This window comes from Kitasatospora albolonga, from assembly GCA_002082585.1.
Lineage (GTDB): Bacteria > Actinomycetota > Actinomycetes > Streptomycetales > Streptomycetaceae > Streptomyces > Streptomyces stephensoniae.
Window position 1 is genome coordinate 157,829 of the sequence record CP020563.1, and the last position, 22,933, is coordinate 180,761.

Sequence of the window (22,933 nt, forward strand, 5' to 3'; positions counted from 1 at the left end):
CGGTCCAGTCGCGGGGACAGAACGACTGCCCGTCACCGGTCCGGTGACGGGCAGTCGGTTCCTGGGGGCACCGGAAGCCCTTTCGGGGCCTTCCCGGTGACGGTGCGTCATCTCCGTACGCGCGGCATTCCCAGTCCGATCCAGGAGATGATCTCGCGCTGGATCTCGTTGTTGCCGCCGCCGAAGGTGAAGATGACCGCCGACCGGTAGCCGCGTTCGAGTTCGCCGTGGAGCACCGCACCGGCGGAGCCCTCCTTCAGCGGTCCCGCCGAGCCGGTGATCTCCATCAGCCAGGCGTAGGCGTCGCGGCGGGCCTCGGAGCCGTAGACCTTGACGGCCGAGGCGTCCTGCGGGGTGAGGGTCGCGTCCTGGAGGGCGGAGACCATCTGCCAGTTGAGCAGTTTCATGGCGTCCAGGCGGGTGTGGGTGCGGGCGAGCAGGGCGCGGACCCAGCCGAGGTCGATGACGCGGCGGCCGTCGGTGAGCATGGTGGCGGCGGCCCAGCGCTGGACGTTGTGCAGGGCGCGGACCGCCATGGTGCCGTGGGCGGCGAGGGTGACGCGTTCGTGGTTGAGCTGGTTGGTGATGAGCCGCCAGCCCTGGTTCTCCTCGCCGACACGGTGGGAGACGGGGACCCGGACGTTCTCGTAGTAGCCGGCCGTGGTGTCGTGCGAGGCGAGGGTGTTGATCAGGGTGCAGGAGTAGCCGGGGTCGCTCGTGGGGACCAGGAGCATGGTGATGCCCTTGTGCGGCGGGGCCTCGGGGTCGGTGCGCACGGCGAGCCAGACCCAGTCGGCGGTGTCGCCGTTGGTGGTCCAGATCTTCTGGCCGTTGACGATGTACGTGTCCCCGTCGCGGACCGCGCGGGTCTTGAGCGCGGCGAGGTCGGTACCGGCGTCCGGTTCGCTGTAGCCGATGGCGAAGTCGGTCTCCCCGGCGAGGATCTTCGGCAGGAAGTACGCCTTCTGCTCGTCGGTGCCGAACCGCATGATCGTGGGCCCGACGGTGTTCAGGGCCATCAGCGGCAGCGGCACGCCCGCCTGGGCCGCCTCGTCGAAGAAGATGAACTGTTCCATCGGGGTCAGCCCCCGGCCGCCGTACTCCGTCGGCCAGCCCACCCCCAGCCAGCCGTCGGCGCCGAGGCGGCGGATCGTCTCGCGGTAGAAGCGTTTCTGGGCGGCGGGTTCCGCGTAGCGGGCGTAGGCGTTGTCGGGGACCAGGGCGGCGAAGTAGTGACGCAGTTCGGTACGCAACCGCTGCTGTTCAGACGTGTATTCGAGGTGCACGGCCCCTCCGGAGTTCTCGCTTCTGCGGCGCCCGTGTGCGGCGGCGCACACAGTAGAACGTGTTGCAAGAATCCGGAAGGGCCGGGGACGCGGCTCTTGGGCGCTCAGCGCTTGACGGCGCGCAGGACGACGAACTTGGGGTCGCCCGCGACCGTGGTGCAGTTGCCGAAGATCCGGCGCAGATGGGTGTGGTACGAGAGGTGCCGGTTCCCGACCACCCAGAGCTCGCCGCCCTGCCGCAGCGCGGTGCGCGCGCCGGTGAACATCGTGCGCGCGGTGGCGTCGGTGGTCGCCGTGTGGGAGTGGAACGGCGGGTTGTTGAGCACCAGGTCCAGGCTGCCCGGGGCCGGCCCGGTGAGTCCGTCGCCGACCAGGAAGTCCGCCTTCGCGCCCTCCGGAGCGCCCAGGCGGAACGTCTCCTCGGCGGAGGCGACGGCCCCGTACGACTCGTCGACGAAGGTGATGTGCGCGTCGGGGTTGGCGAGCGCCGCCGAGAGGCCGAGGACGCCGTTGCCGCAGCCCAGGTCGGCGATCCGGACCGGTCCGGATCGTCTGGGCAGGTGCTTCAGGAAGAAGCGGGTGCCGATGTCCAGGCGCTCGGCGCAGAAGATCCCGGCGTGGTTGACGGCGGTGCGGCCGGAGACCGGGCCCACGTCCCCGGGGAGCTCGTAGCGGTACGGCCACGGGCTCGGCGTACGCGGCAGCGCGGGGTCGGGGGTGCAGAAGATGAGCCGCGCCTTGCGCACCGCGAGGGAGGTGCGGGTCGGCCCGATGATCCGCTCGAAGAGCTTGAGGGTGGAGGTGTGGATCTCCTTGACCATGCCGGTGCCGATGACCACCGTGCCCGCGTGCAGGGCCGGGGCGAGCCGGTGGAGCTGGTCCTCCAGGAACGCCAGGGACTTGGGCACCCGTACCAGCAGGACGTCGACGCGGCCCGGCGGGGTGTCGCGCGAGGACAGCAGCGTCACGGAGTCCGGGTCCAGACCGTTACGGCCGAGGTTGGCCTCGGTGGCGCGCCGGGCCAGGTAGGAGTCGCTGATCTGAACGGGCCGGTGGGCGGCCAGCGCGGTGGCCAGGGCACCCCACCGGTCCCCCAGGACGGCGACCGTGCCCGAGAGGTCGACGGGCCCCGTCTCGGCGTCCGTGAGCTGCCGGAGCAGGTACTCGTCGGCGGCGTCCCAGGCCCGGAAGGGGTCGCGGGGGTGCTCGGGGAAGCGGGCGAGCTCGAAAGTGCCCTGTGAGGTCGTCAAACGGTTCATATGTCACTCAGGCTAACCGAGGGGCCGGGGGCGCCCCACACGCTCCCCGGCCCCTCGGCCCCATCACCCCGGGGGCCCGGCCGGCCGGGCCCCCGGGCGGGCCTTCCCCGGTGAGGCGGGCGCCATGGCCGGTTCAGCCGTGTGCCGTGGTTCAGCCATGGGCCCTGGTTCAGGGCAGCTGTTTGTCGAGGGCGGAACGCCCCTCCTCGGCCAGCTTGCGACGCGCCCATTCCAGGGTCTGCGGATTCAGGTCCCGCCCGGAGGCGAGCACCACGTCCTCCGGGCTCGGCCGGTCGCTCGCGCCCGTGTGCAGCAGCCGGTCGGGGGTGACGCCCCGCACCTCGGGCGCGGCCTCGGATACGGATTCGGGGTCTTCGCTCATGCCGCTCCTCCTCGTCCTTGCGGCAATTCTCGCGCCGTACGGGCCGGGCCGCATCCGAGAGGTCCGGCCACCCGGGAGAGTGAAGCGGGCCCGGGACGCCGAGTGCGTCGTCGGCTTCCACCACTTCGGGCCCTGCGCGACTGGGCCGCCGGGCAGCCGCCCGGCCGCGCCCCATATTGACCTGCACATGATAGGTACACAGCGTTCACACCCGGGCCACGGTCCGTGTGCGACGCTCCCGGTACCACCCACCGCACGGCACCCCGACGAGCGCCCCCACCCAGGGCGGGCGCCGTGGTGCCCGCGTTCCGAGAGGACACCCCACATGTCCCGTCGCCATCAGGTCTACGCGCGTCCGCTTCTGGCCACCGCCGCCGCCGTCGCCCTCCTCGCGGGCACCGCGGCGGCGGCCCCCGCCGACACCCCGCCCGACCGCCCCACCGCCCTCGCCGCCGCACTCGACGACACGTACTACCGGGACGCCCTCGGCAAGACCGGCGCCGAGCTCAAGGCCGCCCTGCACACGATCATCAGCGACCAGACCAAGCTCTCCTACAGCCAGGTGTGGGACGCCCTCAAGGCCACCGACGAGGACCCCGCCAACCCCTCGAACGTGATCCTGCTCTACACCGGGCGCTCCCAGTCCAAGAACGACAACGGCGGCAACGCCGACCAGTGGAACCGCGAGCACGTCTGGGCCAAGTCGCACGGCGGCTTCGCTACGGCCACGGGCCCGGGCACCGACATCCACCATCTGCGCCCCGAGGACGTCTCGGTCAACTCCGCCCGCGGCAACAAGGACTTCGACAACGGCGGCAGCCAACTGGGCGAGGCGCCCGGCAACTACACCGACGGCGACTCCTTCGAACCGCGCGACGCGGTCAAGGGGGACGTCGCCCGCATGATCCTCTACATGGCGGTGCGCTACGAGGGCAACGACTCCTTCGCCGACCTCGAACCCAACGACCGGGTGAACAACGGCTCGGCCCCGAAGATGGGCAGGCTGTCCGTGCTGAAGCAGTGGAACGAGCAGGACCCGCCGGACGCCTTCGAGAAGCGGCGTAACGACGTCATATTCGAGCGGTTCCAGCACAACCGGAACCCGTTCATCGACCACCCCGAGTGGGTCGGGGCCATCTGGTAGCCCCGGCCCGGGTCAGTCCTCACCGGCCAGGGTCCTCGCACAGCCCGCCACGGCGGCCTCGCGGGTCGCGTAGCGCGGCAGGTCCTGGCCGGTGCCCTCCCGGACGATGTCCGGCGGGCCGAGCAGGTCGCGCGGGTCGACGACCGCGGCGCGCCGGCCGTCGGCGGAGAGCCGGCCGAGACCGATGTGCAGCATCCCCAGCGCGACCGAGTCGATGGCGGTCACGTCGTGCAGGTCCAGCACGACCGACCCCCTCCCGTCGGTCCCCGACTCGTCCAGCGCGTACAGCACGCGTTCGGCCGCCGTGAAGTCGATGGCCCCCTGCGCGGCGACCACGCCGACCTTCTCGTGCAGTTCCCGCTCGTGATCGGCCGAGGGCGCGGTGGGCAGGTCGTCGGCGGTGGTGACGAGGCTGACGGTGGAGCCGGGCAGCGCGGGGTTGAGCATCAGATGGAGCCCGTACCGCTCCGAGAGCGCCCGGAGCGCCGCCTGACCGCGCACCGAGTTGCCGGAGGTGTCCAGCGGCGGGCTGTAGGTGGCGAGGCCGAAGCGGGCCGGGCCGACCGCGATCAGCCCGCCGGAGACCCCGCTCTTGGCGGGCAGCCCGATGCGCAGCAGCCACTCCCCCGAACCGTCGTACATCCCGCAGGTGGCCATCACGGCGAGCACCCGGGCGGCGACCTCCGCCGGGACGACCTGCTCGCGGGTGACCGGGTTGACCCCGCCGTACGCGAGGGTCGCGGCCATCGTGGCGAGGTCGAGCGCGGTGACCCGTACCGCACACTGACGGAAGTACCGGTCCACCGCGAGCACCGGGTCGACGGGCATGGTGCCGGTGGAGCGGATCAGGTAGGCGAGCGCCCGGTTGCGGTCGCCGGTCATCGCCTCGGAGGTGAACACCTCCTCGTCCACGTCCAGTTCCCGCCCGGCGAAGCGGCCGAGGCAGTGCAGGACGCGGTCGAAGGCGGGTTCGCCGGGGGTGTCGGGGATCAGGGCGGTGGTGACGATGGCCCCGGCGTTGACCATCGCGTTGGCGGGGCGGCCGGTGCCGGGTTCGAGGCTGATGGCGTTGAACGCGTCGCCGCTCGGCTCGGCGCCCACCCACCGGCTCACCTCGTCCAGGCCGAGGACGGAGAGCGCGAGGGCGTAGATGAAGGGTTTGGAGACCGACTGGATGGTGAAGGGCACCTCGGCCTCGCCCGCGCTGTAGCGGTGGCCGTCCATGCTGACCAGGGCCAGCCCGAAGGCGTCCGGGTCGGCGAGGCCCAGCTGCGGGATGTAGTCGGCCGTACGGCCGCCGGGGACGTCGCCGAATTCGGCGCGCATCCTGTTGAGCGAGTCGGTCACCGCGTCGGTGGCACTCATCTGCGTCTCCTTCTCAGTCGCGCTCGGCCTGGGCGACCCGGGGGAAGGTCTTCACCCCGGCGGCCTCGCGGCTGTTGGCCTGGGCGGTGACCGTACGGTCCGGCGGGGCGTCCTCCACCCCGACGACGACCGTGTCGAGGACCTGGTCCTCCGCGTCGACGAACTCCACCTTCACGGCGTAGAAGGCCGGTTCGTCCGTGGGGTTGGTGACCCGGACGAGGGCGCTGCGGACCTCCTCCGAGGCGGTGACGGGGAGCCCGTTCACCGAGACGTCCCCCACCGCGTTGCCCCGGCCCTGGACGCCTTCGAGCTTCTCGGCGGCCTCCCGCCGGACGCGTTCGGTCTCGGCGGATACGGAGGCGGCGAAGCTGCGCTGGGTGCGCGGGCTCTCCCCCTCGGACGGTGACCCCTCCGGTTCGGCGTGCGGGGACTCGGAGGACTCCGTGTGCTCGGAGTGCTCCGGGGTGAGCGTCCGCACGCTCCGGGAGGTGCCCTCACTGGTGGTGTCGGAGCCGCAGGCGGCGGTGGCGGCCAGGAGGACGACGGCCGCGGCGGACACCAGGAGACGGGCCCTGCGGCGGTGGAGGTTCGCTTTCACGGACGGTCCGTCCAATCGAGGGGATATCGAGGGGATATCGAGGGGATATCGAGGGATGAGGAGAGGACAAACGGGCACGAGGAGGCCGCGAGCGTGGGCATCGCAGGCGCTTCGCGCAACCGATGATCACCAACTCGCCCATATTAGGATCAAAAGGTATGAATTGACTCGTCGAAGCATCCGCTTCATACGGGAGCGGGTTCGAGCCCCGGGAGGGAACGATGGACACGGACGCCCTGACCGCCGACCTGTTGCGGGAGCTGCGGGCGACCCGGCCCTATCCGGCCCTGTCCCTGACCATGCCGACCCACCGCACGGCCCCCGACAACGCCCAGGACCCGGTGCGGCTGCGCAACCTGGTGGCGGAGGCGGTCCACCGTCTGGAGGCCGATCCCCGGGTGAGCCGGGAGACGGCCGCCGCCATCAGGGCCGAGCTGGACCGGGCGGCCGACGAGGTGGACCCGCGCCGGGCCCTGGACTCGCTGGTCGTCCTCGCCGCCGCCGACGGACACCGGATCTGGCAGCTTCCGCGCACCGCGCCCGAACGGGTGGTCCTCAGCGACACCTACCTCACCCGCAACCTCGTCGCCGCGAAGGCCCGGGCGAGGCCGTTCTGGGCGCTCACCGTCGCCGCCGACCACGCCACCCTGTGGAACGGCACGGACCAGGGCATCGAGGTGCGCGAGACGGGAGGGTTCCCCCTGACCGCGCCGAAGGAGCCGCCCAACCCTCAGCGCGAGGAGCGGATCGGGGACACCCCGAGCACGTTCACCGACGAGGACACGCGGAACTTCTTCCGTACCGTCGACGAGAAGCTGCGCGCCGTCCTGGCCTCGGACCCGCGTCCGCTGTACGTGATGGGGCTCGCGCCCGCCCTGTCCCTGCTGGACGATGTCGGCGAGAGCGCGAAGGCGGCCGTCGGCCGCGTCGCCAAGGGCGCACCGGCCGACCTGCCGCCCGCCGAGGTCCTCAGGGAGCTGCGGCCCGCGCTGGCGGAGGGCGCCCGGCAGGCCACGGCCGACGTGGAGAAGCGCCTCGACAACGCGCGCAGCGCCCACACGTTCGCCGGCGGGCTCGACGAGGTGTGGGCCGCCGTCCGGGAGGGCCGGGTGGGGCTGGTCGCGGTGGAGGAGCACTTCCAGCGCACCGTCCGGGTGACCGACGGCCACCTGGAGCCGGTCCCCGAGGGGACCACGCAGACCGAGGACCCGGAGGTCCGCGAGGACATCGTGGACGAGCTGATCGAGGCGGCGCTGGACGGCGGGGCCGACGTGGTGTTCGTCGCGGACGACTCCCTGGCCGAGCACGGCAGGATCGCGGCGGCGCTGCGGTTCTGACGACCGCAGGCCACCACCGACCGCACGGGGCCGCCTCCATCGCGACCGCAGGAGGCCGTCTCCGTCTGCGACCGCACAGGGCCGCCGCCGCACCCGACCGCGCGAGGCCGTCTCCGTACGCGACCGTACGGAGGCGGCCTCAGCCGATCCGCCGCACCGGCTCCCCGTCCAGGAACGCCCGGATGTCCTCGACCGCCTGCCCGTAGTACGTCGCGTAGTTGGCGCGGGAGACATAGCCCAGGTGCGGGGTGGCCAGCAGGCGCGGGGCGGTGCGCATCGGGTGGCCGGACGGCAGGGGTTCGACGTCGAACACGTCGATCCCGGCCCCGGCGATGGTCCCGGCGTGCAGAGCGGCGAGCAGGGCGTCCTGGTCGACGATCGCGGCCCGCGAGGTGTTGACCAGGTAGGCGGTGGGCCGCATCCGGGCGAGCTCGGCGGCGCCGATCAGACCCCGGGTCCGCTCGCTCAGCGCCAGGTGTACGGAGACGAAGTCACTGGCCTCCAGCAGCTCTTCCTTCGACCCGGCGAGCGTGACCCCGACCTCCCGCGTACGCTCCTCGGTCAGGTTCTGGCTCCAGGCGACGACCTCCATACCGAAGGCCCGGCCGACCTCCGCGACCCGGCCGCCGATCTTGCCCAGACCCAGCAGGCCGAGCGTCCGGCCGTGCAGATCGGCGCCCAGGGTGGACTGCCAGGGCCCCTCCGCGCGCAGGCCGTTGGCCTCGGGGACGATCGAGCGGGCGAGGCCGAGCAGCAGGGCCCAGGTGAGCTCGACGGGCGGGGTGGAGGAGCTGGCGGTACCGCAGACCGTGACCCCGTGCCGCTCGGCGGCGGCGAAATCGATCACGGAGTTGCGCATGCCGGAGGCGATCAGCAGCCGCAGCCGGGGCAGCAGCGCGAACACCTCCGCCGGGAACGGGACCCGCTCGCGCAACGTGACGACGATGTCGAACTCCGCGAGGGCCGCGGCCACCTCCTCCGTGGAGCCCAGATGCTCGGTGAAGGTGACGACCTCCACATCGGCGGTGACGGGGGACCAGTCGGCGACGGTGGTGGCGGCGGACTGGAAGTCCTCGATCACGGCGCAGCGCAGCTTCATGAAGAACTCTCTCCGGCGGAGCGGTAACGGACGCCCTCCATGATCGCCGGAGCCGCCGGGGCGGTGGGAGGCGGCCCCCCTCCCACCCCCGAGGGGTCAGGAGTCCTCGGGGCCGTACCAGAGCGTGGTCGCGTTGCAGAACTCGCGGATGCCGTGCCCGGCCAGCTCGCGCCCGTAACCGGAGCGCTTGATCCCGCCGAAGGGCAGAGCCGGGTGCGAGGCGGTCATCCCGTTGAAGAAGACCCCGCCCGCCTCCAGGTCGCGGGCGCACCGCTCCCGCTCCCCCGCGTCCCGCGTCCAGACGTTGGAGCTGAGCCCGAACGGTGTGTCGTTGGCCAGGTGGACGGCCTCGTCGAGGTCGGCGACCCGGTAGAGGGTGGCGACCGGGCCGAAGGTCTCCTCGCGGTGGATGCGCATGGCGGGGGTGATCCCGGCGAGCACGGTGGGGTTGTAGAACCAGCCGTTCTCCAGGCCGCCGTCGAGCTTGTCGGGCCGGGCGCCGCCGCACAGGACGGTGGCGCCGCGCTCCACGGCGTCGTCGACGAGCTCCTCCAGGTCGGTGCGGCCCTGTTCGCTGGAGAGCGGCCCGATGTCGGTGGTCTCCTCCAGCGGGTCGCCGACGGTGAGGGCCCGCATCCCGGCGGTGAAGTGCTCGGCGAACGTGTCGTACACGTCGGCGTGGACGATGAACCGCTTGGCGGCGATGCAGGACTGGCCGTTGTTCTGGACGCGCGCGGTGACGGCGGTGGCGGCGGCCTTCTCGACGTCGGCGGATGGCAGCACGAGGTACGGGTCGCTGCCGCCCAGCTCCAGCACGGTCTTCTTGATCTCGTCCCCGGCGGTGGCGGCGACGGCGCGGCCCGCCGGTTCGCTGCCGGTGAGGGTGGCCGCCGCGACCCGGGGGTCGCGCAGGACAGCCTCGACGGCGCCGGAGCCGATCAGCAGCGTACGGAAGCAGCCCGCCGGGAATCCGGCGCGGTGGAAGAGGTCCTCCAGGTAGAGCGCGGTCTGCGGGACGTTCGACGCGTGCTTGAGGAGGCCGGTGTTGCCCGCCATCAGGGCGGGGGCGGCGAAGCGCACCACCTGCCAGAGCGGGAAGTTCCACGGCATGACGGCGAGGACGACGCCGAGCGGCCGGTAGCGGACCAGAGCGCGCGAGGCGCCGGAATCCTGTACGTCATCGGGGTCCGGGTGCTCGTCGGCGAGCAGGCGCTCGGCGTGGGCCGCGTACCAGCGCATCGCCTTGGCGCACTTGGCCGCCTCGGCGCGGGCCGCCGTGACCGGCTTGCCCATTTCGAGGGTCATGGTGCGGGCGATGGTGTCGCGGTCCGTCTCCAGCAGGTCGGCGGCCCGGTTCAGCCAGGCGGCGCGCTGCTCGAAGGGGGTGGTGCGGTACTGCTGGAAGGTGGTGTGGGCGGCGGTGATCCTGCGTTCGGTCTCCTCCTCGCCGAGGGCGTCGTAGGACCTGATCAGTTCGCCGGTCGCGGGGTTGACCGTCGCGATGGGCATGGCAGTGGCCTCCTTGCATCGGTACGTCGACGGTGCCGCGCCGCGTCGTCGGGCGCAACGCGGCCCCTCTCCCCCGCACGTACCCGGCCGACGCGGATCATGCGTGCCGGATGGGGCACGTTCCGCGTCGGCCGGGTGGGGGTTGCTGCGGTTACACGAGCGCCGCGAGCGGGGTGCGGCGGGACTCGCGGACGCCCGGCAGCGGCGGGTGAGGCAGCAGCCGCGCGGTCTGCGGCGCCTGGGCGTAGCGGGTGAACCAGACCACCTTGCCGTCCGTGGTCCGGCAGGTGCCCCAGCTGTCGCTGAGGGCCATCACCCGGCTCAGCCCGCCGCCCGTCGGCAGCAGGCGCGGCATCCGGGCGCTGTTGTCGGCGACGGACACGGTGACGTGCCGTCCGGTCCAGCGGAGTTCGAGGACGCACGTGTTGGCGTCGCCGACATGCCGGTGGACATTGGTCAGGAGTTCGTCCATGGCCCGGCACACCGGCCGGATGTGGAGTTCGAGACTCCAGTGACGAAGGTGCGCGGCGACGATGCGCCGCACCTGGGAAACGCGCTCTGCCGACACCTGCAGTTCGACCGAGTAGTGCCGGTCGAGTGGAACGGTCATCGTCGAGGCTCCTCACCACGAGGCCCACATGCTTCACCCCGTCGTACGAACATCCCCCGAACACGAAGCGTGAGCATTGATCACTTCTGGGTCACTCAACAGGGTGACTCGGCTGTGCCGTCCTCGCAACAGATGAGCTGTCGGCCCTGGTGAGGAGCGCGACGCCCCGGTCGTCAGAGGAGGTACGGGAGCAGTCGGTCGGGGGTGAGCGGCAGTTCGCGGAGCCGGGCCCCGGTGGCGTGGCGGACCGCGTTCCCGATGGCGGCGGCGGTGCCGACGATGCCGATCTCCCCGATGCCCTTGGAGCCCATCGGGTTGAGGTGGCGGTCGTCCTCCTCGATCCAGTGCGCCTGGATGTCGAGGGCGTCGGCGTTGACGGGCACGTGGTAGGAGGCCAGGTCCTTGGCGGTGAAGTCGCCGAAGACCGGGTCGATGGCGGCCCCCTCGGTGAGCGCCATGCCCAGGCCCATGACCATGCCGCCGGTGAACTGGGAGCGGGCGGTGCGGGCGTTGAGGATCTTCCCGGCCGCATACACGCCGAGGAGCCGGCGCACCCGGACCTCCCCGGTGACGGAGTCGACGGCCGTCTCGGCGAAGTGGGCGCCGAAGGCGTGCCGGGCGTACGGGGAGTCGGCGGCCGTCTCCTCCTCGGTGTCGCCGGTGGCGGTGAACCCCTCGGCGGGCAGCGGGCCCCGGTGACCGGCGAGGCGGTCGGCCAGCGCGGTGGCCGCCTTGTGCACGGCCCAGCCCCAGGAGGCCGTGCCGGAGGAGCCACCGGCGAGCGGGGCGGTGGGCAGGTCGGTGGAGCCGATCCGGACCTCGACGCTCTCCACGTCCACGCCGAGCGCCGACGCGGCGATCTGGGCGAGGACGGTCCGGGCCCCGGTGCCGATGTCGGTGGCGTTGACCTCGATCCGGAAGGTGCCGTCAGCCGCCGCGTGGGCGCGTGCGGAGGACCGGGAGACGAGCACGGGGTACGTCGCCGAGGCCACGCCCGTACCGAGGAGCCAGCGGCCCTCCTGGCGGGCGGCGGGGCGGGGGTCGCGGCCCTGCCAGCCGAAGCGTGCCGCGCCCTCGCGCAGACAGGCGGCCAGGCCCCGGCTGCTGAAGGGGCGGCCGCTGTCCGGTTCGGTGGCCGGGTCGTTGCGCAGGCGCAGTTCGACCGGGTCCATGCCGAGGGCGCAGGCGAGTTCGTCCATGGCCGACTCCAGCGCGTACATCCCGGACGCCTCGCCCGGGGCGCGCATCCAGGAGGGGCTGGGGACGTCGAGCGCGGCGACCCGGTGGGTGGTCGTGCTGGCGGGCGATCCGTACATCGTGCGGGCGGGTACGGCGGCCTGCTCGACGAACTCCTTGATGGTGGAGGTGTGGGTGACGATCTCCTGGGAGACGGCGTGCAGGGTGCCGTCGAGGTCGGCGCCGAGGCGTACCCGCTGGATCGTGGGGGCGCGGTGACCGACGACCTCCGCGAGCTGGGCGCGCGGGAAGACCGTCTTCACCGGGTGGCCGGTGTGGCGGGCGGCCATCGCGGCGAGGACCGGCTGGGGGCGGGTGGTGCCCTTCGAGCCGAAGCCGCCGCCGACGTGCTCGGAGACGACGGTGACGCGGCCGGGGTCCAGCCCGAAGACCCGGGCGAGGCTCTTGCGTACGGCGTTGGAACCCTGGCTGGAGTCGTGGACGGTGAGGTGCCCGTCCTCCCACCACGCGGTGGCGGCGTGGGGCTCCATGGGGTGGTTGTGCAGCGAGCTCATCCGGTAGGTGGCGTCGATCTGGACGGGGGCGGCGGCGAAGGACCGCTCGAAGTCGCCGCGCCTGCGGACGGCGGGGAAGCCGCCGTTGGCCTCCTCGGGCGTGTAGAGGCCCGGGTGGTCCTCGGTGAGGGTCACGTCGTGCTCATCGCTCTCGTACTCGACGAGCAGCCGCCCCGCCCCCGTGCGGGCGGCCTCCGGGGACTCGGCGACGACGAGGGCGATCGGCCAGCCGTGGTGCGGGACCCGGTCGTTCTGGAGGACGGCGAGGATCGGGTCGTCGGGTTCGGCGAGCCGGGGCGCGTTGTCGTGGGTGAGGACGGTGTGCACGCCGGGGACGGCGAGCGCGTCGACGGCCCGTACGGCGGTGACCCGGCCGGCGGCGATGGTGGCCGGGACGGGCCAGGCGTACAGGGTGCCGGGCGGGGTGTGCTCGGCCGCGTACCGGGCGGTGCCGGTGACCTTGTCCCGGGCCTCCCTGCGGACGACGGGCGCACCGGTGAGCTGCGGGGCGTGGGACATGGCGGCGGGGCCTCCGGTCGGTGGGGGTGGGTCAGACGGTCGGGCCGGTCCCGGGGCTCTGTGTCCCGGTGAGTTCGCCGAGGACGTCGAGGGCCACGCGGCGGACGAGGTCGACCTTGAAGGCGTTGTCGCGCAGGGGCTGGGCCTCGGCGAGTTCGGCGATCAGGGCGTGCTGGAAGGCGGCGGGGGTGGCGGGGGCGCCGCGCAGTTCGGCCTCCGCCCGGTGGGCGCGCCAGGGCCGGTGGGCGACTCCGCCGAAGGCGAGCGTGGCCCGTTCAACGCGGCCGTCGTCGACCTGGAGGGTGGCGGCGACGGAGACCAGGGCGAAGGCGTACGACGCGCGGTCGCGGGCCTTGCGGTAGCGGGAGAGCGTGCCGGGGGCGGGCGGCGGGAGCACCACCTCGGTGATGAGTTCGCCGGGCCTGATCACGGTGTCCTGGTCGGGGTTCTCGCCCGGCAGCCGGTGGAACTCGGTGACGGGGACGGCCCGTTCGCCCTCGGGGCCCAGCAGCAGCACGGTCGCGTCGAGCGCGGCGAGGGCCACGGCCATGTCGGAGGGGTTGGTGGCGACGCACTCCGTGGAGTGCCCGAGGATCGCGAGGTCGCGGTGGTGGCCCTCGCGGGCGGGGCAGCCGGAGCCGGGGAGCCGTTTGTTGCAGGGCTTGGAGACGTCCTGGAAGTAGGTGCAGCGGGTGCGCTGGAGGAGGTTGCCGCCGGTGGTGGCGGTGTTGCGGAGCTGTCCCGAGGCCCCGGCCAGCAGCGCCTGCGCGAGTGCGGGGTAGTCGCGGCGTACGCCGGGGTGGGCGGCGAGGTCGCTGTTGCGCACGGTGGCGCCGACGCGCAGGCCGCCGTCCGGGGTGGTGGCCACCCGGTCCAGCGGCAGCCGGGTCACGTCGATGAGGAGGCCGGGCTCCTCGACGCCGAGCTTCATGAGGTCGACGAGGTTGGTCCCGCCGCCCAGGAACCGGGCTCCGGGTCCGGCCGCGCAGAGCCGTACGGCCTCGGCGGTGGAGATGGGTCGCTGATAGCCGAACGGTTTCACGGCGTCACGTCCTCGATGGCTTCGACGATCCGCGGGTAGGCCCCGCACCGGCACAGGTTGCCGCTCATCCGCTCGCGGATCTCGTCCGGGCCGAGGGAGGCGGTTTCCGCGGTCAGGGCGTCCGGAGGGGTGGCGTGGGACGGGTGCCCGTCGGCCGCCTCCTGGAGCATGCCGACGGCCGAACAGATCTGTCCGGGGGTGCAGTAGCCGCACTGGAGGGCGTCGCGTTCCACGAACGCCTGCTGCACGGGGTGCAGGGTGTCGCCGTCGGCGAGACCCTCCACCGTGGTGATCGCCGCGCCGTCCTGGGCGACGGCGAGCAGCAGGCAGCTGTTGGTGCGGCGGCCGTCCACGAGGACCGTGCAGGCGCCGCACTGGCCGTGGTCGCAGCCCTTCTTGGCGCCGGTCAGACCGAGCTGTTCGCGCAACAGGTCCAGGACCGTGGTGCGGTGGTCGAGCGTCAGTGTGGTCTCCTCCCCGTTGATGCGGAGGGTCACGGTGGAACGTTCGACGGCGACCGGTTCCGGTGCGACGACCGTCTCCAGGGCGAGGGAATCCATGCGCGAGCACCTTTCACTGCGGGCTGCTGTTGACCCTGTTCACAGCCTTCTCGGCGTACGCCGCCCTCGTGCGGGGCGACGGGCGTGTCAGCGGTTCTCCAGGCGGAGCCTGACCTCCTGCTCCTGGTCCCCCGCCGCCGTGCCGACGACGCGCACGGTGAACGCCCCGGTGAGGTGGGTCCGCAGCCGGTCGACGGCCCAGTAGCCGCCCTGGGCTTCCACCGTGACCGGGGCGGTGAGCGTCACGGGTTCGGCGGCGGCCTTCGGCTCGGAGACGTCGACCGTGGTGACCCAGACGGTCGGGCGGGGGCCGCTCGTCGGTCCGGGTTCGTCGCCCGCGTCGCGGTCGGACGCGAAGGCGCTGCCGAGGACGCCGAACACGCTCCGCGCGTCCGCGAGGCCGCACCGGCTCAGCGACACCAGCACCTCCTGTCCGTGGCCGTCGGTGACTCCGTCGCCGCTTCGTTCCGTGGTGCTGTTCACGGGGTTCCTTCCGTCGGGTGCCGGCTTCGGGCCCGCTTCGGGCTTCGGGTCCCTTCCAGGCTGACCCCGCATCGGGCCGACGGCGACACGGGAGGGCCGAAGGAAGAGGGCTACAGCTCGCGCAGAGCGGGCAGGAGTGCTTTCTCCGCCCACGAGATGAAGGACTGCTGGTGTTCCCCGCCCACCTGGACGAGCGCGATCTCGGTGAAGCCCGCCTCGGTGTAGGCGCGCACCGCGTCGACGAACGCGTCGACGTCCTGGCCGCAGGGGACGGCCGACGCGATGTCCTCCTCGCGGACGAGTCCGGTCGCCTGGGCGAAGCTCTCCGGCCCGGGCAGCTCGGAGTTGACCTTCCAGCCGCCGACCGACCAGCGGAACTGTTCGTGGGCGCGGGCGATCGCGGCGTCGCGGTCGGGGTCGTAGCAGACGGGCAGCTGGCCCACCCGGGGCTTGCCCGTACCGCCGTGCCGGTCGAAGTCGGCCAGCAGCCCGCTCTTGGCCTCGGTCGCGATCACCAGGTCGGCGCCGCGCCCGGCGAGCGCGCAGGAGGCCGGGCCGGAGACGGCGACGCCGATGGGCACCCTGGTCTCCGGGAGGTCCCAGAGCCGGGCGTTCTCCACGTCGAAGTGGGTGCCGTGGTGGTTGACGTTCCCGCCGTCGAAGAGGGCGCCGATGATCTCCACGGCCTCCTCGAGCATCTCCAGCCGTACGTGGGCGGCGGGCCAGCCCCCACCGACGACGTGTTCGTTGAGGTTCTCGCCGGAGCCGAGGCCCAGCCGGAACCGGCCCTCGGCGAGGATCTGGAGCGTCGCGGCCTTCTGGGCGACGACGGCGGGGTGGTAGCGGACCGTCGGGCAGGTCACGTACGTCATCAGGCCGATGCGTTCGGTGGCCTGGGCCGCCGCGCCGAGCACCGCCCAGGCGTAGGGGGCGTGCCCCTGTTCGCGCAGCCAGGGGAAGTAGTGGTCGGAGGTGACGGAGAAGTCGAAACCGGCCCTCTCCGCGGCCACCACGTCCCGTACGAGCTCTCGCGGTCCGGTCTGTTCGGTCATCATCGTGTAGCCGATTCGCACCATGCGAAACGCTTTTCCCGTTAGATACCCATAAAACATGAATTGATGTGAACAGCCGACTGACGCCGTCCCCCTGGGGTATGCGGCAAGCATGGACGTATCGAACGGAGCCACGCAGTCACTGGCCGCCCCTCTCGCCGACGGCACGGGCGCGCTGGCAGCCGTCCTCTTCCCCATCGCCGCCCTCGCCGTGGTGGGGCTGCTGATCGGCGGCTTCCTGCTGGGCAAGCGGAAGAGGGACACCGAGCTGCCGCCGCCGCACCCCGACGAGCAGCCCCCGCAGCCCGAGGGGCGCACCCACATCGACACGCGCGATCCGCACGCCCCGGACCGCTTCCCCGACGACGGCAGCGCCCTCACCCCCCACCAGCTCGACGACCACGGCAACGCGCCGCTCCCGCCCCACCCGGACGACCCGCGCACCGATACCGATCCCCCGCGCAGCTGACCCGTCCCCCCACAGGGGGCGGGTCACCCGGCCCCCTCGTCACCGGAGGTAGTGATGAGCCGGTCGGCCGCCGACCGACAGACCCGTTTCACCGTCCTGGTCGCGCTCGCGGCCAACCTGGTGATCGCGGCAGCCAAGACCACGGGCGGGCTGATCTCCGGCTCACCCGCGCTGCTGTCCGAGGCGGCCCACTCGGTCGCGGACAGCCTCAACGAGATCTTCCTGCTCGCCGCGCTCCGGCGCAGCAGGCGTCCCGCCGACGCCCGTCACCCGTTCGGCTACGGCAAGGAGCGGTACTTCTGGGCGCTCCTCGCCGCCGTCGGCATCTTCGTGATGGGCGGCTGCTTCTCCTTCTACCAGGGGCTCCACGCCCTGCGGCGCGACGACGACGAGTCCCCCAGCGGCTACACCGCCGGGCTGATCGTCCTCGGCGTCGCCCTCATCGCGGAGAGCACCTCGCTGGCCCGGGCCCTGCACCAGGCGCGCGGCAAGAAGGGCGCGGCCATCGACCCCGCGCTGCGTACGGTCATCGCGGAGGACAGCACGGCGGTGCTCGGCGTCAGCCTGGCCATCGCCGGTATGTCCCTGCACCTGGCCACCGGAAGCGTGGTCTGGGAGGCGGCGGCCTCGCTGGGCATCGGGCTGCTCCTCGTCTACGTCGCCTTCCGGCTCGGCCGCAACGCCCGTGACCTGCTGATCGGGGAGTCCGTCGATCCGGAGCTGCAACGCGAGCTCGTGGGCTTCCTGATGCGCCAGAAGGAGATCGACAACGTGGCCGAGCTCCTCACCATGCGCATGGGCATGCACTCCGTGCTGGTGGCGGCCCGCATCGACCTGGCCCCGGGCATCGACAGCGAACGGGTGGAGGAGGTCTCGATGCGCATCCGGCACGCGATGTGCGAGCAGTGGCCGCAGGCGGACCAGGTCTTCCTGGACATCACGAACGCCCCGCCGCGCATCGGGCTGTGAGCGCGCCCCGCGTTGCGCCGCCGCACGGGCCGACCGAGGGTGGGTGCTGGACCGCAGCGGCCGCCGCGCGCGCCGCACACCCGTGAGAAGGCAGTGGACCATGACCGGAAGCGATCCCCGTACGGCACCCTCCGCAGCGCCCCTGACGGGCTCCGCCGCGCCGTGCTGGGTCACCTTGATGACCCGGGACCTGCGGGCCGCCCAGCGGTTCTACGGCGGGGTCCTGGGCTGGTCGTTCCGCCCGGGGAAGGCCGGCGCGGAGTTCTCCGTGGCCCGCCGCGGCGACATCCCGGTGGCGGGGATCTTCGCCGTCTCGACCGCGTACCAGGTCGCGGTGGCATGGACGCCGTACTTCGCGGTGGCGGACGCGGACGTGGCCGCCGCCCGGGTCCGCGAGCGCAGCGGGACGGTGGCGGTGGGGCCGCTGACGCTCGGCAAGGGGCGCGGTGTCCTGGCCGCCGACCGGGACGGTGCCGCGTTCGGCCTCTGGGAGCGCACCGAACCCGCCACCTCGCCACCGGCCCCCGACGGCCACGCGCACGCCTGGCTGCGGCTGCGCACCCGCGACGCGTTCGACGCGGCGATCTTCTACGGCGAGGTGCTCGACTGGGCGAGCGGACGCCCCGGGTGCTGTGACGTCGCGTACGAGGGCGAGGAGGTCATCGTCCGGTGCGAGGGGCGTCCGCTGGCCCGGATCAGCTCGGGGGCGGTGGAGGCCGCCGTCGATCCGCTGGTGCGCCCGCACTGGCAGGTGCAGTTCCCGGTGGAGGACCTCCCCGTGACGGTCGCGGAGGCCGTACGGGAGGGCGGCACCCTCGTCGAGGAGCGTGCCGTCCTCGACGGCAGGGAGGCCACCCTGCGGGACCCCGACGGCGCGCTGTTCACGGTGACCGACGTACGCGGTCCTGGCGGCCCGGCGAGCTGAGCCCCTCCGGTCCCGCGGGCCCGCTGCCCCGCGGACCGGCGGACGGGCCCCCGTCACCCCCATCGCGCGGCTCGTCCGTGCGCGGCCCCGAACGGCCACGGGCCAGCGCCCAGAGGGGGAAGCCGAACCAGCAGGCCAGGAACCACAGCGCTATCCCGGCGACCAGCCACAGGGCGAACGTGTTGTGGAGCGCGACGCGCATGATGAGCAGCAGGGTCGAGCACATGGTGAGGAGCAGCAGCACCAGCCCGACCATGGTCATCCGCGAGGCCCAGATGACCGTCTGCGGCTTCATCCGGCGGCCGGTGAGCAGCCGGTGGTAGGTGACGGGGCCGATGAGGGCCGCGACGGTCGCGGAGCCGAGCACCACCGTGGTGACGTAGATGTCCCGGTCCACCTCGGACAGTTCGGCGAACCGTGACTGGAACACCACGGCGAGGAGGAAGCCGAAGAGGATCTGCACCCCGGTCTGGGCGACGCGGAGTTCCTGGAGCAGCTCGGTCCACTGCCGGTCCGCCCGCTCCTCCTCGGTCTCCTCGCGGCCTCTGCCGTCGGTCGTTGACACGGGCGCCTCCTCATCTCGACGCGACCGGGTACACCGGCACACCCGTTCGATACGGGTCTACTGGTTCCCCGGCCCGAGGGGCTCAATCCCACCGGTGGGGCGCCCGCGTGCCACTCGACCGGACCACAACGACGGCGGCTGAGCGCGGGCGGTCAGGAGGCGCCGACTGGAAGCAGGAATGCCGGGCGGTCCCACATGACCTCCGGCGGTCGGGCGCGGACCGTGCCGGTGGGTTCCGCGCCCACACTGCGGTAGAAGCCCTCGGCGGGCGGGTGCGCGACGATCCGGACCCCGGTGAGGCCCGCGCGCCCGGCCTCCTCGCGCAGATGGCCGATGAGCAGCCGCCCGATGCCGAGCCCCTGCGCGTCGTCGGCGACGAACATCAGGTCGAGCTCGGGCGGCTGGAGGATCAGCGCGTAGAAGCCGAGGACCCGGTCGTCTTCGCGGTCGACGGCCGCGAAGACCCGGTGCGCCTCGATGTAGTCCGCACCGACGCGGTAACCGGCGACCATCGCGGCGTAGGGCTCCTCGTAGGCGCGGGACGTCCGGACCAGGCGGGTGAGCCGCCGGGCGTCGTGGGCCGTGGCACGGCGGACCAGGAGGTCGGGGCGGAGCGGGCCGCGCCCGGAGCGCGTAATACCTGATCTCATGCCGTGAATATTACGTGGCGCCGCCCATGGACGGTACACGGAGCGGTTCGGCGAACCCCGGCCGCATGAACGGCCGTCCGGGGGTACACGGACTCCTGCACGCCGCCCGGGGGTCACTCCCGCCGGGCCCGGACCGAAAGGGGTTGACCACTGTGCGAGAACAGACCCGCGTACCGGCCGATGAGCGGTGGGGGCGGTAGCCGTGACAACAGCGATCATCATCGTCGCCGTGGCCCTCGTGCTGGCCGCAGCCGTCTACTTCTTCCTGGTCCGTGGCCCCCAGGGCGGCGGCCGGGGGCTGCGCAGCCGCTTCGGCCCCGAGTACGACCGGGTCGTCGCCCGGCACGGCGGTGACACCAAGGCGGCCGAGCACGAGCTCGAGGAGCGGGTGAAGCGTCACGGGCACCTGGAGAGGCGCCCGCTGACCGAGGCGGCCCGCGCCGAGTACACCGCCCGCTGGGCCCGGACCCAGGAGCAGTTCGTCGAGTCCCCGCAGCAGGCGCTCACCGAGGCCGACGCGCTGCTGGCCGAACTCTCCCGCGACCGCGGGTTCCCGGGCGGCGAGAACTTCGAGGAGCACACCGACGCGCTCTCCGTCCACCACGCCCGCCATGTCGACGGGTACCGCCGGGTGCACACCGCGCGGAACGACGGCACCGGCACCGAGGAGATGCGCGAGGCGTTCGTCGAGGCCCGCGGCCTCTTCGACGCGCTCCTGGCGGACGGCCCGGCGGAACACGGACACGGCAACCGACAGCTGACGAAGGGACGGAGCACCTCATGACGCAGACACCGAACGGCGCCGGGAACACCGGCCGCACGCCGGAGAGGCCCACCCCGCCGACCGGGGCCGAGCGGGTACCGCCCGTGACGCCTCCCGGCACCGCTCCCGTACCGCCGACGGCCGCCAAGCCCTCCGAGCCGTCGCCGACGGCCCCCGGCACGCCGGGCCCGTCCGCGCCGGCGGCCGACAAGGTCCACGCCGATTCCGCCCGTACGGACGGCGCCCGGACCACCGGCCGTACGACCGCTCCCCCCGCGACCGCCTCCCCCGGCTCCGCGGACACCGGACGCCCGGCGAAGGACGGCGGCGCGGACAAGGGCCGTCCGCTGTTCGCGCCGGAGGAGCGGGAGAAGTTCGACGCCCGTATCCACCAGGCGGTGGCCGGTTTCGTGGAGAACCCGCGCCAGGCGGTCCAGGAGGCCGACGCCACCTTCGACGAGGTCGTCGCCGGGCTCACCGAGGCCCTCGCCACCCGGTCGCGTCTGCTGCGCGCCGACCGCGACGGCGAGCGGTCCGAGGCGGGGACGGAGGACCTGCGGATCGCCCTTCAGCAGTACCGCGATCTGACGGAACGCCTCGTACGCCTCTGAGGGGCGACGGCGCGATGCCGGGCCGCGAGGGCCGGTCCGACCGGTACGTCACGGTCGGACCGGCCCTCGCGGCGTACGGCCTCCGCCTCACGGCTCCCCTTCGCCGTGGCCCTCCTCGTGATGGCTGGTGGGGGCGGGCCTGGGGGTGGGAGCGGGCTCCGGGTCCGACCCGGTCATCCTGCCGACCCCGAAGGCGACGGCGAAGACGGCGGCCACCGCGGCGACGAAGGCCGCGATCCTGAATCCGGTGTTCATGGCTGCCTCCCGGCGGACGACGGTGGTTCCCGACACCGCTCAATATACCCCCTAGGGGTATCCATGTCACACCGGTGGCCCCTCCCTGTCCGGGCCGGGGCTCAGCCCGCGATCACCAGGCCCTCGCGCAGCCGGTCCAGGGCGGCTTCGGGGAGGCGCAGCCCGGTGCGTACATAGCCGTCGAGGCCGCCCCACCGCTCGTCCATCGCGTCGAGCGCCACATCGAGGTAGCGGGGACGGACCTCGACGATCGCCGCCGCGACGGCCGGATCGCCGCCGCCGTCCAGGAACTTCTGGACGTACGGCGCGAAAGCGGCCCGTACGGCGGGGTTCACGGAGAGGAAGTCCGACCGGACCGTCTCGCGGGACGCCCCCAGGATCATCAGCAGGACGGCCGCCGCCCAGCCGGTGCGGTCCTTGCCCGCCGTGCAGTGGAAGAGCACCGGCCGGGCTGCGGGGTCGGCGACGGTCTCCAGGAAGGCCCGGTAGGCGGCGGCAGCGCCCGGCGAGAGCACCATCTTGCGGTAGGTGTCGGCGAACAGCTCCTCGGCCCGGCCGCCGCCCAGCGCGCGTTCCGCCTCGTCCGGATCGGCGAGCAGCGCCTTGAGCCGGGCCGGTGCCACCCCGGGGTGGTCGCCCAGGACGTCGGCGACGAAGATCCGGGCCCGGTCGGGGAGCCGGTCCGGGGCCCACTGCCGTTCGTCGGCGGTGCGCAGGTCGACGACCGTACGGATGCCGAGCGCGGCCACCGCCCGGTCGCGGTCCGGTTCGAGGCCGCTCAGCTGCCCCGAGCGGAACAGGACCCCCTGCCGCACCCGGCGGTCACGGCCCAGGGCGATACCGCCCAGGTCGCGCAGATTGACAACGGTGGCGGCCGGAACGGTCCGGGCGGTCTGCACGATGAACTGCCTCTTTCCTGATGAGAACGCCGACGACAGGCCCTGGGGGCGTCCGGCCGGCCCACCGGCCGGGACTCAGTCCGCCAACAGATCCGCTTTCTGCTGGGCGAACTCGGCGTCCGTGAGCACGTCCCGCCGCCACAGCTCGGCGAGCCGTTCCAGCCGGGTGATGATGTCGTCGCCCTCCGCCGTGTCGTCCGCGGCCGCCCCGGCCGCGCCGAAGCGCTCATGGGCGACGAAGGCGCCGCCCGCCTCCCGGAAGGCACGGGCGAGCTCCGAGCTCCACAGGTCCTCCCGGACGACGAGGGCCACCGTCTCGCCCTGCGGCACCCTCCGCTCCAGCGCCTCCACATCCTCGGCGCCCGGCGCCACCGCCGCCCCGCCCCGGGCGGTGTCGCGGGGCACCGCCCCCTCCGGGTCGAGCTCCGCCAGCTCCACCAGGGCCAGCGCGCCGTCCCCGGCGCGGCGGACGAAGGCCAGATCGGAGGCCCGTACGGCGCCGGACGCCACGGCATCGGCGAGAACGGGCACGACGGCCCCGGTGAAGCCGCTGCCGGGGAAGGCGATGACGAGGTGTTCCACAGGTCCGACGGCCACGGTCGCGTCCTCTCCGCATCCCGGCGGCCGTGAGGGCTCCGGGGTGGATACGGGCATTCCAGGGATTACGTATAGCGCGCATGACATAAAGAAACGGAAACTTCGCACATAATATGCATCAACCACCCCATTCACCCCGTTGTCGAGCACGGCCGTGTTGCGCCCGGCCCGATCGGGTCCCTGCCGGGTGACGGGTCCGGCCGATAACGCGACGTTCAGTGAACGATCAAGTGC

General features: G+C 72.9%; 24 protein-coding genes. 7 read left to right on the forward strand and 17 right to left on the reverse strand.

Annotated elements, in window-relative coordinates:
* Nucleotides 1–107 precede the first annotated feature (107 nt).
* The 3 genes from B7C62_00675 to B7C62_00685 form a co-directional block, all read right to left on the reverse strand.
* Entirely contained in the window at nt 108–1,286 is a 1,179-nt protein-coding gene (locus B7C62_00675; GenBank protein ID ARF70927.1) for an acyl-CoA dehydrogenase, read from the reverse strand.
* Between the two features lie 104 nt (nt 1,287–1,390).
* Nucleotides 1,391–2,545: a 50S rRNA methyltransferase gene (locus B7C62_00680; protein ARF70928.1), complete on the reverse strand. Its 1,155-nt coding sequence runs from the start codon at nt 2,543–2,545 to the stop codon at nt 1,391–1,393.
* A gap of 169 nt (nt 2,546–2,714) precedes the next feature.
* Nucleotides 2,715–2,927, reverse strand: a complete 213-nt coding sequence (locus B7C62_00685) for a hypothetical protein (GenBank protein ARF70929.1) — start codon at nt 2,925–2,927, stop codon at nt 2,715–2,717.
* A gap of 325 nt (nt 2,928–3,252) precedes the next feature.
* Here B7C62_00685 and B7C62_00690 point away from each other — a divergent pair, with 325 nt between their 5' ends.
* A complete protein-coding gene (locus B7C62_00690; protein ARF70930.1) occupies nt 3,253–4,071 on the forward strand; it encodes a ribonuclease in 819 nt (272 codons plus the stop codon).
* A gap of 12 nt (nt 4,072–4,083) precedes the next feature.
* On the opposite strand, the gene B7C62_00695 is transcribed toward B7C62_00690, so the two are convergent.
* Both B7C62_00695 and B7C62_00700 read right to left on the reverse strand, forming a co-directional pair.
* Nucleotides 4,084–5,436, reverse strand: coding sequence for a glutaminase A (locus tag B7C62_00695; protein ARF70931.1), 1,353 nt, complete (start codon nt 5,434–5,436; stop codon nt 4,084–4,086).
* 13 nt (nt 5,437–5,449) lie between these two features.
* Nucleotides 5,450–6,034, reverse strand: a complete 585-nt coding sequence (locus B7C62_00700; GenBank protein ID ARF70932.1) for a hypothetical protein — start codon at nt 6,032–6,034, stop codon at nt 5,450–5,452.
* 221 nt (nt 6,035–6,255) lie between these two features.
* On the opposite strand from B7C62_00700, the gene B7C62_00705 reads away from it, so the two are divergent.
* Nucleotides 6,256–7,371, forward strand: a complete 1,116-nt coding sequence (locus B7C62_00705; protein ID ARF70933.1) for a chemotaxis protein — start codon at nt 6,256–6,258, stop codon at nt 7,369–7,371.
* Nucleotides 7,372–7,510: 139 nt separating this feature from the next.
* On the opposite strand, the gene B7C62_00710 is transcribed toward B7C62_00705, so the two are convergent.
* The 8 genes from B7C62_00710 to B7C62_00745 form a co-directional block, all read right to left on the reverse strand.
* A complete protein-coding gene (locus B7C62_00710) occupies nt 7,511–8,470 on the reverse strand; it encodes a hydroxyacid dehydrogenase (GenBank protein ID ARF70934.1) in 960 nt (319 codons plus the stop codon).
* Between the two features lie 96 nt (nt 8,471–8,566).
* Nucleotides 8,567–9,979 (reverse strand): NADP-dependent succinic semialdehyde dehydrogenase, encoded by a 1,413-nt coding sequence (locus B7C62_00715; protein ARF70935.1) that lies wholly within the window; start codon nt 9,977–9,979, stop codon nt 8,567–8,569.
* Nucleotides 9,980–10,130: 151 nt separating this feature from the next.
* Nucleotides 10,131–10,589, reverse strand: a complete 459-nt coding sequence (locus B7C62_00720; protein ID ARF70936.1) for a hypothetical protein — start codon at nt 10,587–10,589, stop codon at nt 10,131–10,133.
* A gap of 173 nt (nt 10,590–10,762) precedes the next feature.
* Entirely contained in the window at nt 10,763–12,859 is a 2,097-nt protein-coding gene (locus B7C62_00725) for a xanthine dehydrogenase (GenBank protein ID ARF70937.1), read from the reverse strand.
* Between the two features lie 31 nt (nt 12,860–12,890).
* On the reverse strand, nt 12,891–13,901 hold the full coding sequence (locus B7C62_00730; protein ID ARF70938.1) for a molybdopterin dehydrogenase: 1,011 nt from the start codon (nt 13,899–13,901) through the stop codon (nt 12,891–12,893).
* Complete coding sequence (locus B7C62_00735) at nt 13,898–14,461, reverse strand: (2Fe-2S)-binding protein (GenBank protein ID ARF70939.1); 564 nt, start codon at nt 14,459–14,461, stop codon at nt 13,898–13,900. The genes B7C62_00730 and B7C62_00735 overlap by 4 nt, the downstream gene beginning before the upstream one ends.
* An 87-nt stretch (nt 14,462–14,548) precedes the next feature.
* A complete protein-coding gene (locus B7C62_00740; GenBank protein ARF70940.1) occupies nt 14,549–14,944 on the reverse strand; it encodes a hypothetical protein in 396 nt (131 codons plus the stop codon).
* 110 nt (nt 14,945–15,054) lie between these two features.
* Nucleotides 15,055–16,020 carry an LLM class F420-dependent oxidoreductase gene (locus tag B7C62_00745; GenBank protein ARF70941.1) on the reverse strand — a complete coding sequence of 322 codons (966 nt, stop codon included), beginning with the start codon at nt 16,018–16,020 and terminating at the stop codon, nt 15,055–15,057.
* A gap of 88 nt (nt 16,021–16,108) precedes the next feature.
* Here B7C62_00745 and B7C62_00750 point away from each other — a divergent pair, with 88 nt between their 5' ends.
* From B7C62_00750 to B7C62_00760, 3 genes are all read left to right on the forward strand, one after another.
* A complete protein-coding gene (locus B7C62_00750) occupies nt 16,109–16,465 on the forward strand; it encodes a hypothetical protein (protein ARF70942.1) in 357 nt (118 codons plus the stop codon).
* 54 nt (nt 16,466–16,519) lie between these two features.
* The gene (locus tag B7C62_00755) at nt 16,520–17,434 is read left to right on the forward strand and encodes a hypothetical protein (GenBank protein ID ARF70943.1); all 915 of its coding nucleotides are present in this window, start codon (nt 16,520–16,522) and stop codon (nt 17,432–17,434) included.
* Nucleotides 17,435–17,534: 100 nt separating this feature from the next.
* A complete protein-coding gene (locus B7C62_00760; GenBank protein ARF70944.1) occupies nt 17,535–18,359 on the forward strand; it encodes a bleomycin resistance protein in 825 nt (274 codons plus the stop codon).
* Here the strand turns inward: B7C62_00760 and B7C62_00765 are convergent.
* Complete coding sequence (locus B7C62_00765; GenBank protein ID ARF70945.1) at nt 18,316–18,924, reverse strand: hypothetical protein; 609 nt, start codon at nt 18,922–18,924, stop codon at nt 18,316–18,318. The two genes, B7C62_00760 and B7C62_00765, sit on opposite strands and share 44 nt — an antisense overlap.
* Before the next feature lie 152 nt (nt 18,925–19,076).
* Nucleotides 19,077–19,574 carry a GNAT family N-acetyltransferase gene (locus B7C62_00770; protein ID ARF70946.1) on the reverse strand — a complete coding sequence of 166 codons (498 nt, stop codon included), beginning with the start codon at nt 19,572–19,574 and terminating at the stop codon, nt 19,077–19,079.
* A 202-nt stretch (nt 19,575–19,776) separates the two neighbouring features.
* Here B7C62_00770 and B7C62_00775 point away from each other — a divergent pair, with 202 nt between their 5' ends.
* On the forward strand, nt 19,777–20,358 hold the full coding sequence (locus B7C62_00775) for a hypothetical protein (protein ARF70947.1): 582 nt from the start codon (nt 19,777–19,779) through the stop codon (nt 20,356–20,358).
* Nucleotides 20,355–20,948: a hypothetical protein gene (locus tag B7C62_00780; GenBank protein ARF70948.1), complete on the forward strand. Its 594-nt coding sequence runs from the start codon at nt 20,355–20,357 to the stop codon at nt 20,946–20,948. The genes B7C62_00775 and B7C62_00780 overlap by 4 nt, the downstream gene beginning before the upstream one ends.
* A gap of 356 nt (nt 20,949–21,304) precedes the next feature.
* Here the strand turns inward: B7C62_00780 and B7C62_00785 are convergent, their stop codons facing one another.
* A complete protein-coding gene (locus B7C62_00785) occupies nt 21,305–22,102 on the reverse strand; it encodes a protein tyrosine phosphatase (protein ID ARF70949.1) in 798 nt (265 codons plus the stop codon).
* 75 nt (nt 22,103–22,177) lie between these two features.
* Complete coding sequence (locus tag B7C62_00790) at nt 22,178–22,699, reverse strand: hypothetical protein (GenBank protein ARF70950.1); 522 nt, start codon at nt 22,697–22,699, stop codon at nt 22,178–22,180.
* Between the last annotated feature and the right edge of the window lie 234 nt (nt 22,700–22,933).

Bases quoted from the DNA above. Each gene is read 5' to 3' on its own strand.
- B7C62_00680 (ARF70928.1), bottom strand. From the start codon at position 2,545: ATGAACCGTTTGACGACCTCACAGGGCACTTTCGAGCTCGCCCGCTTC.
- B7C62_00685 (ARF70929.1), bottom strand. From the start codon at position 2,927: ATGAGCGAAGACCCCGAATCCGTATCCGAGGCCGCGCCCGAGGTGCGG.
- B7C62_00690 (ARF70930.1), top strand. From the start codon at position 3,253: ATGTCCCGTCGCCATCAGGTCTACGCGCGTCCGCTTCTGGCCACCGCC.
- B7C62_00695 (ARF70931.1), bottom strand. From the start codon at position 5,436: ATGAGTGCCACCGACGCGGTGACCGACTCGCTCAACAGGATGCGCGCC.
- B7C62_00705 (ARF70933.1), top strand. From the start codon at position 6,256: ATGGACACGGACGCCCTGACCGCCGACCTGTTGCGGGAGCTGCGGGCG.
- B7C62_00710 (ARF70934.1), bottom strand. From the start codon at position 8,470: ATGAAGCTGCGCTGCGCCGTGATCGAGGACTTCCAGTCCGCCGCCACC.
- B7C62_00715 (ARF70935.1), bottom strand. From the start codon at position 9,979: ATGCCCATCGCGACGGTCAACCCCGCGACCGGCGAACTGATCAGGTCC.
- B7C62_00720 (ARF70936.1), bottom strand. From the start codon at position 10,589: ATGACCGTTCCACTCGACCGGCACTACTCGGTCGAACTGCAGGTGTCG.
- B7C62_00725 (ARF70937.1), bottom strand. From the start codon at position 12,859: ATGTCCCACGCCCCGCAGCTCACCGGTGCGCCCGTCGTCCGCAGGGAG.
- B7C62_00735 (ARF70939.1), bottom strand. From the start codon at position 14,461: ATGGATTCCCTCGCCCTGGAGACGGTCGTCGCACCGGAACCGGTCGCC.
- B7C62_00745 (ARF70941.1), bottom strand. From the start codon at position 16,020: ATGGTGCGAATCGGCTACACGATGATGACCGAACAGACCGGACCGCGA.
- B7C62_00750 (ARF70942.1), top strand. From the start codon at position 16,109: ATGGACGTATCGAACGGAGCCACGCAGTCACTGGCCGCCCCTCTCGCC.
- B7C62_00755 (ARF70943.1), top strand. From the start codon at position 16,520: ATGAGCCGGTCGGCCGCCGACCGACAGACCCGTTTCACCGTCCTGGTC.
- B7C62_00760 (ARF70944.1), top strand. From the start codon at position 17,535: ATGACCGGAAGCGATCCCCGTACGGCACCCTCCGCAGCGCCCCTGACG.
- B7C62_00770 (ARF70946.1), bottom strand. From the start codon at position 19,574: ATGAGATCAGGTATTACGCGCTCCGGGCGCGGCCCGCTCCGCCCCGAC.
- B7C62_00780 (ARF70948.1), top strand. From the start codon at position 20,355: ATGACGCAGACACCGAACGGCGCCGGGAACACCGGCCGCACGCCGGAG.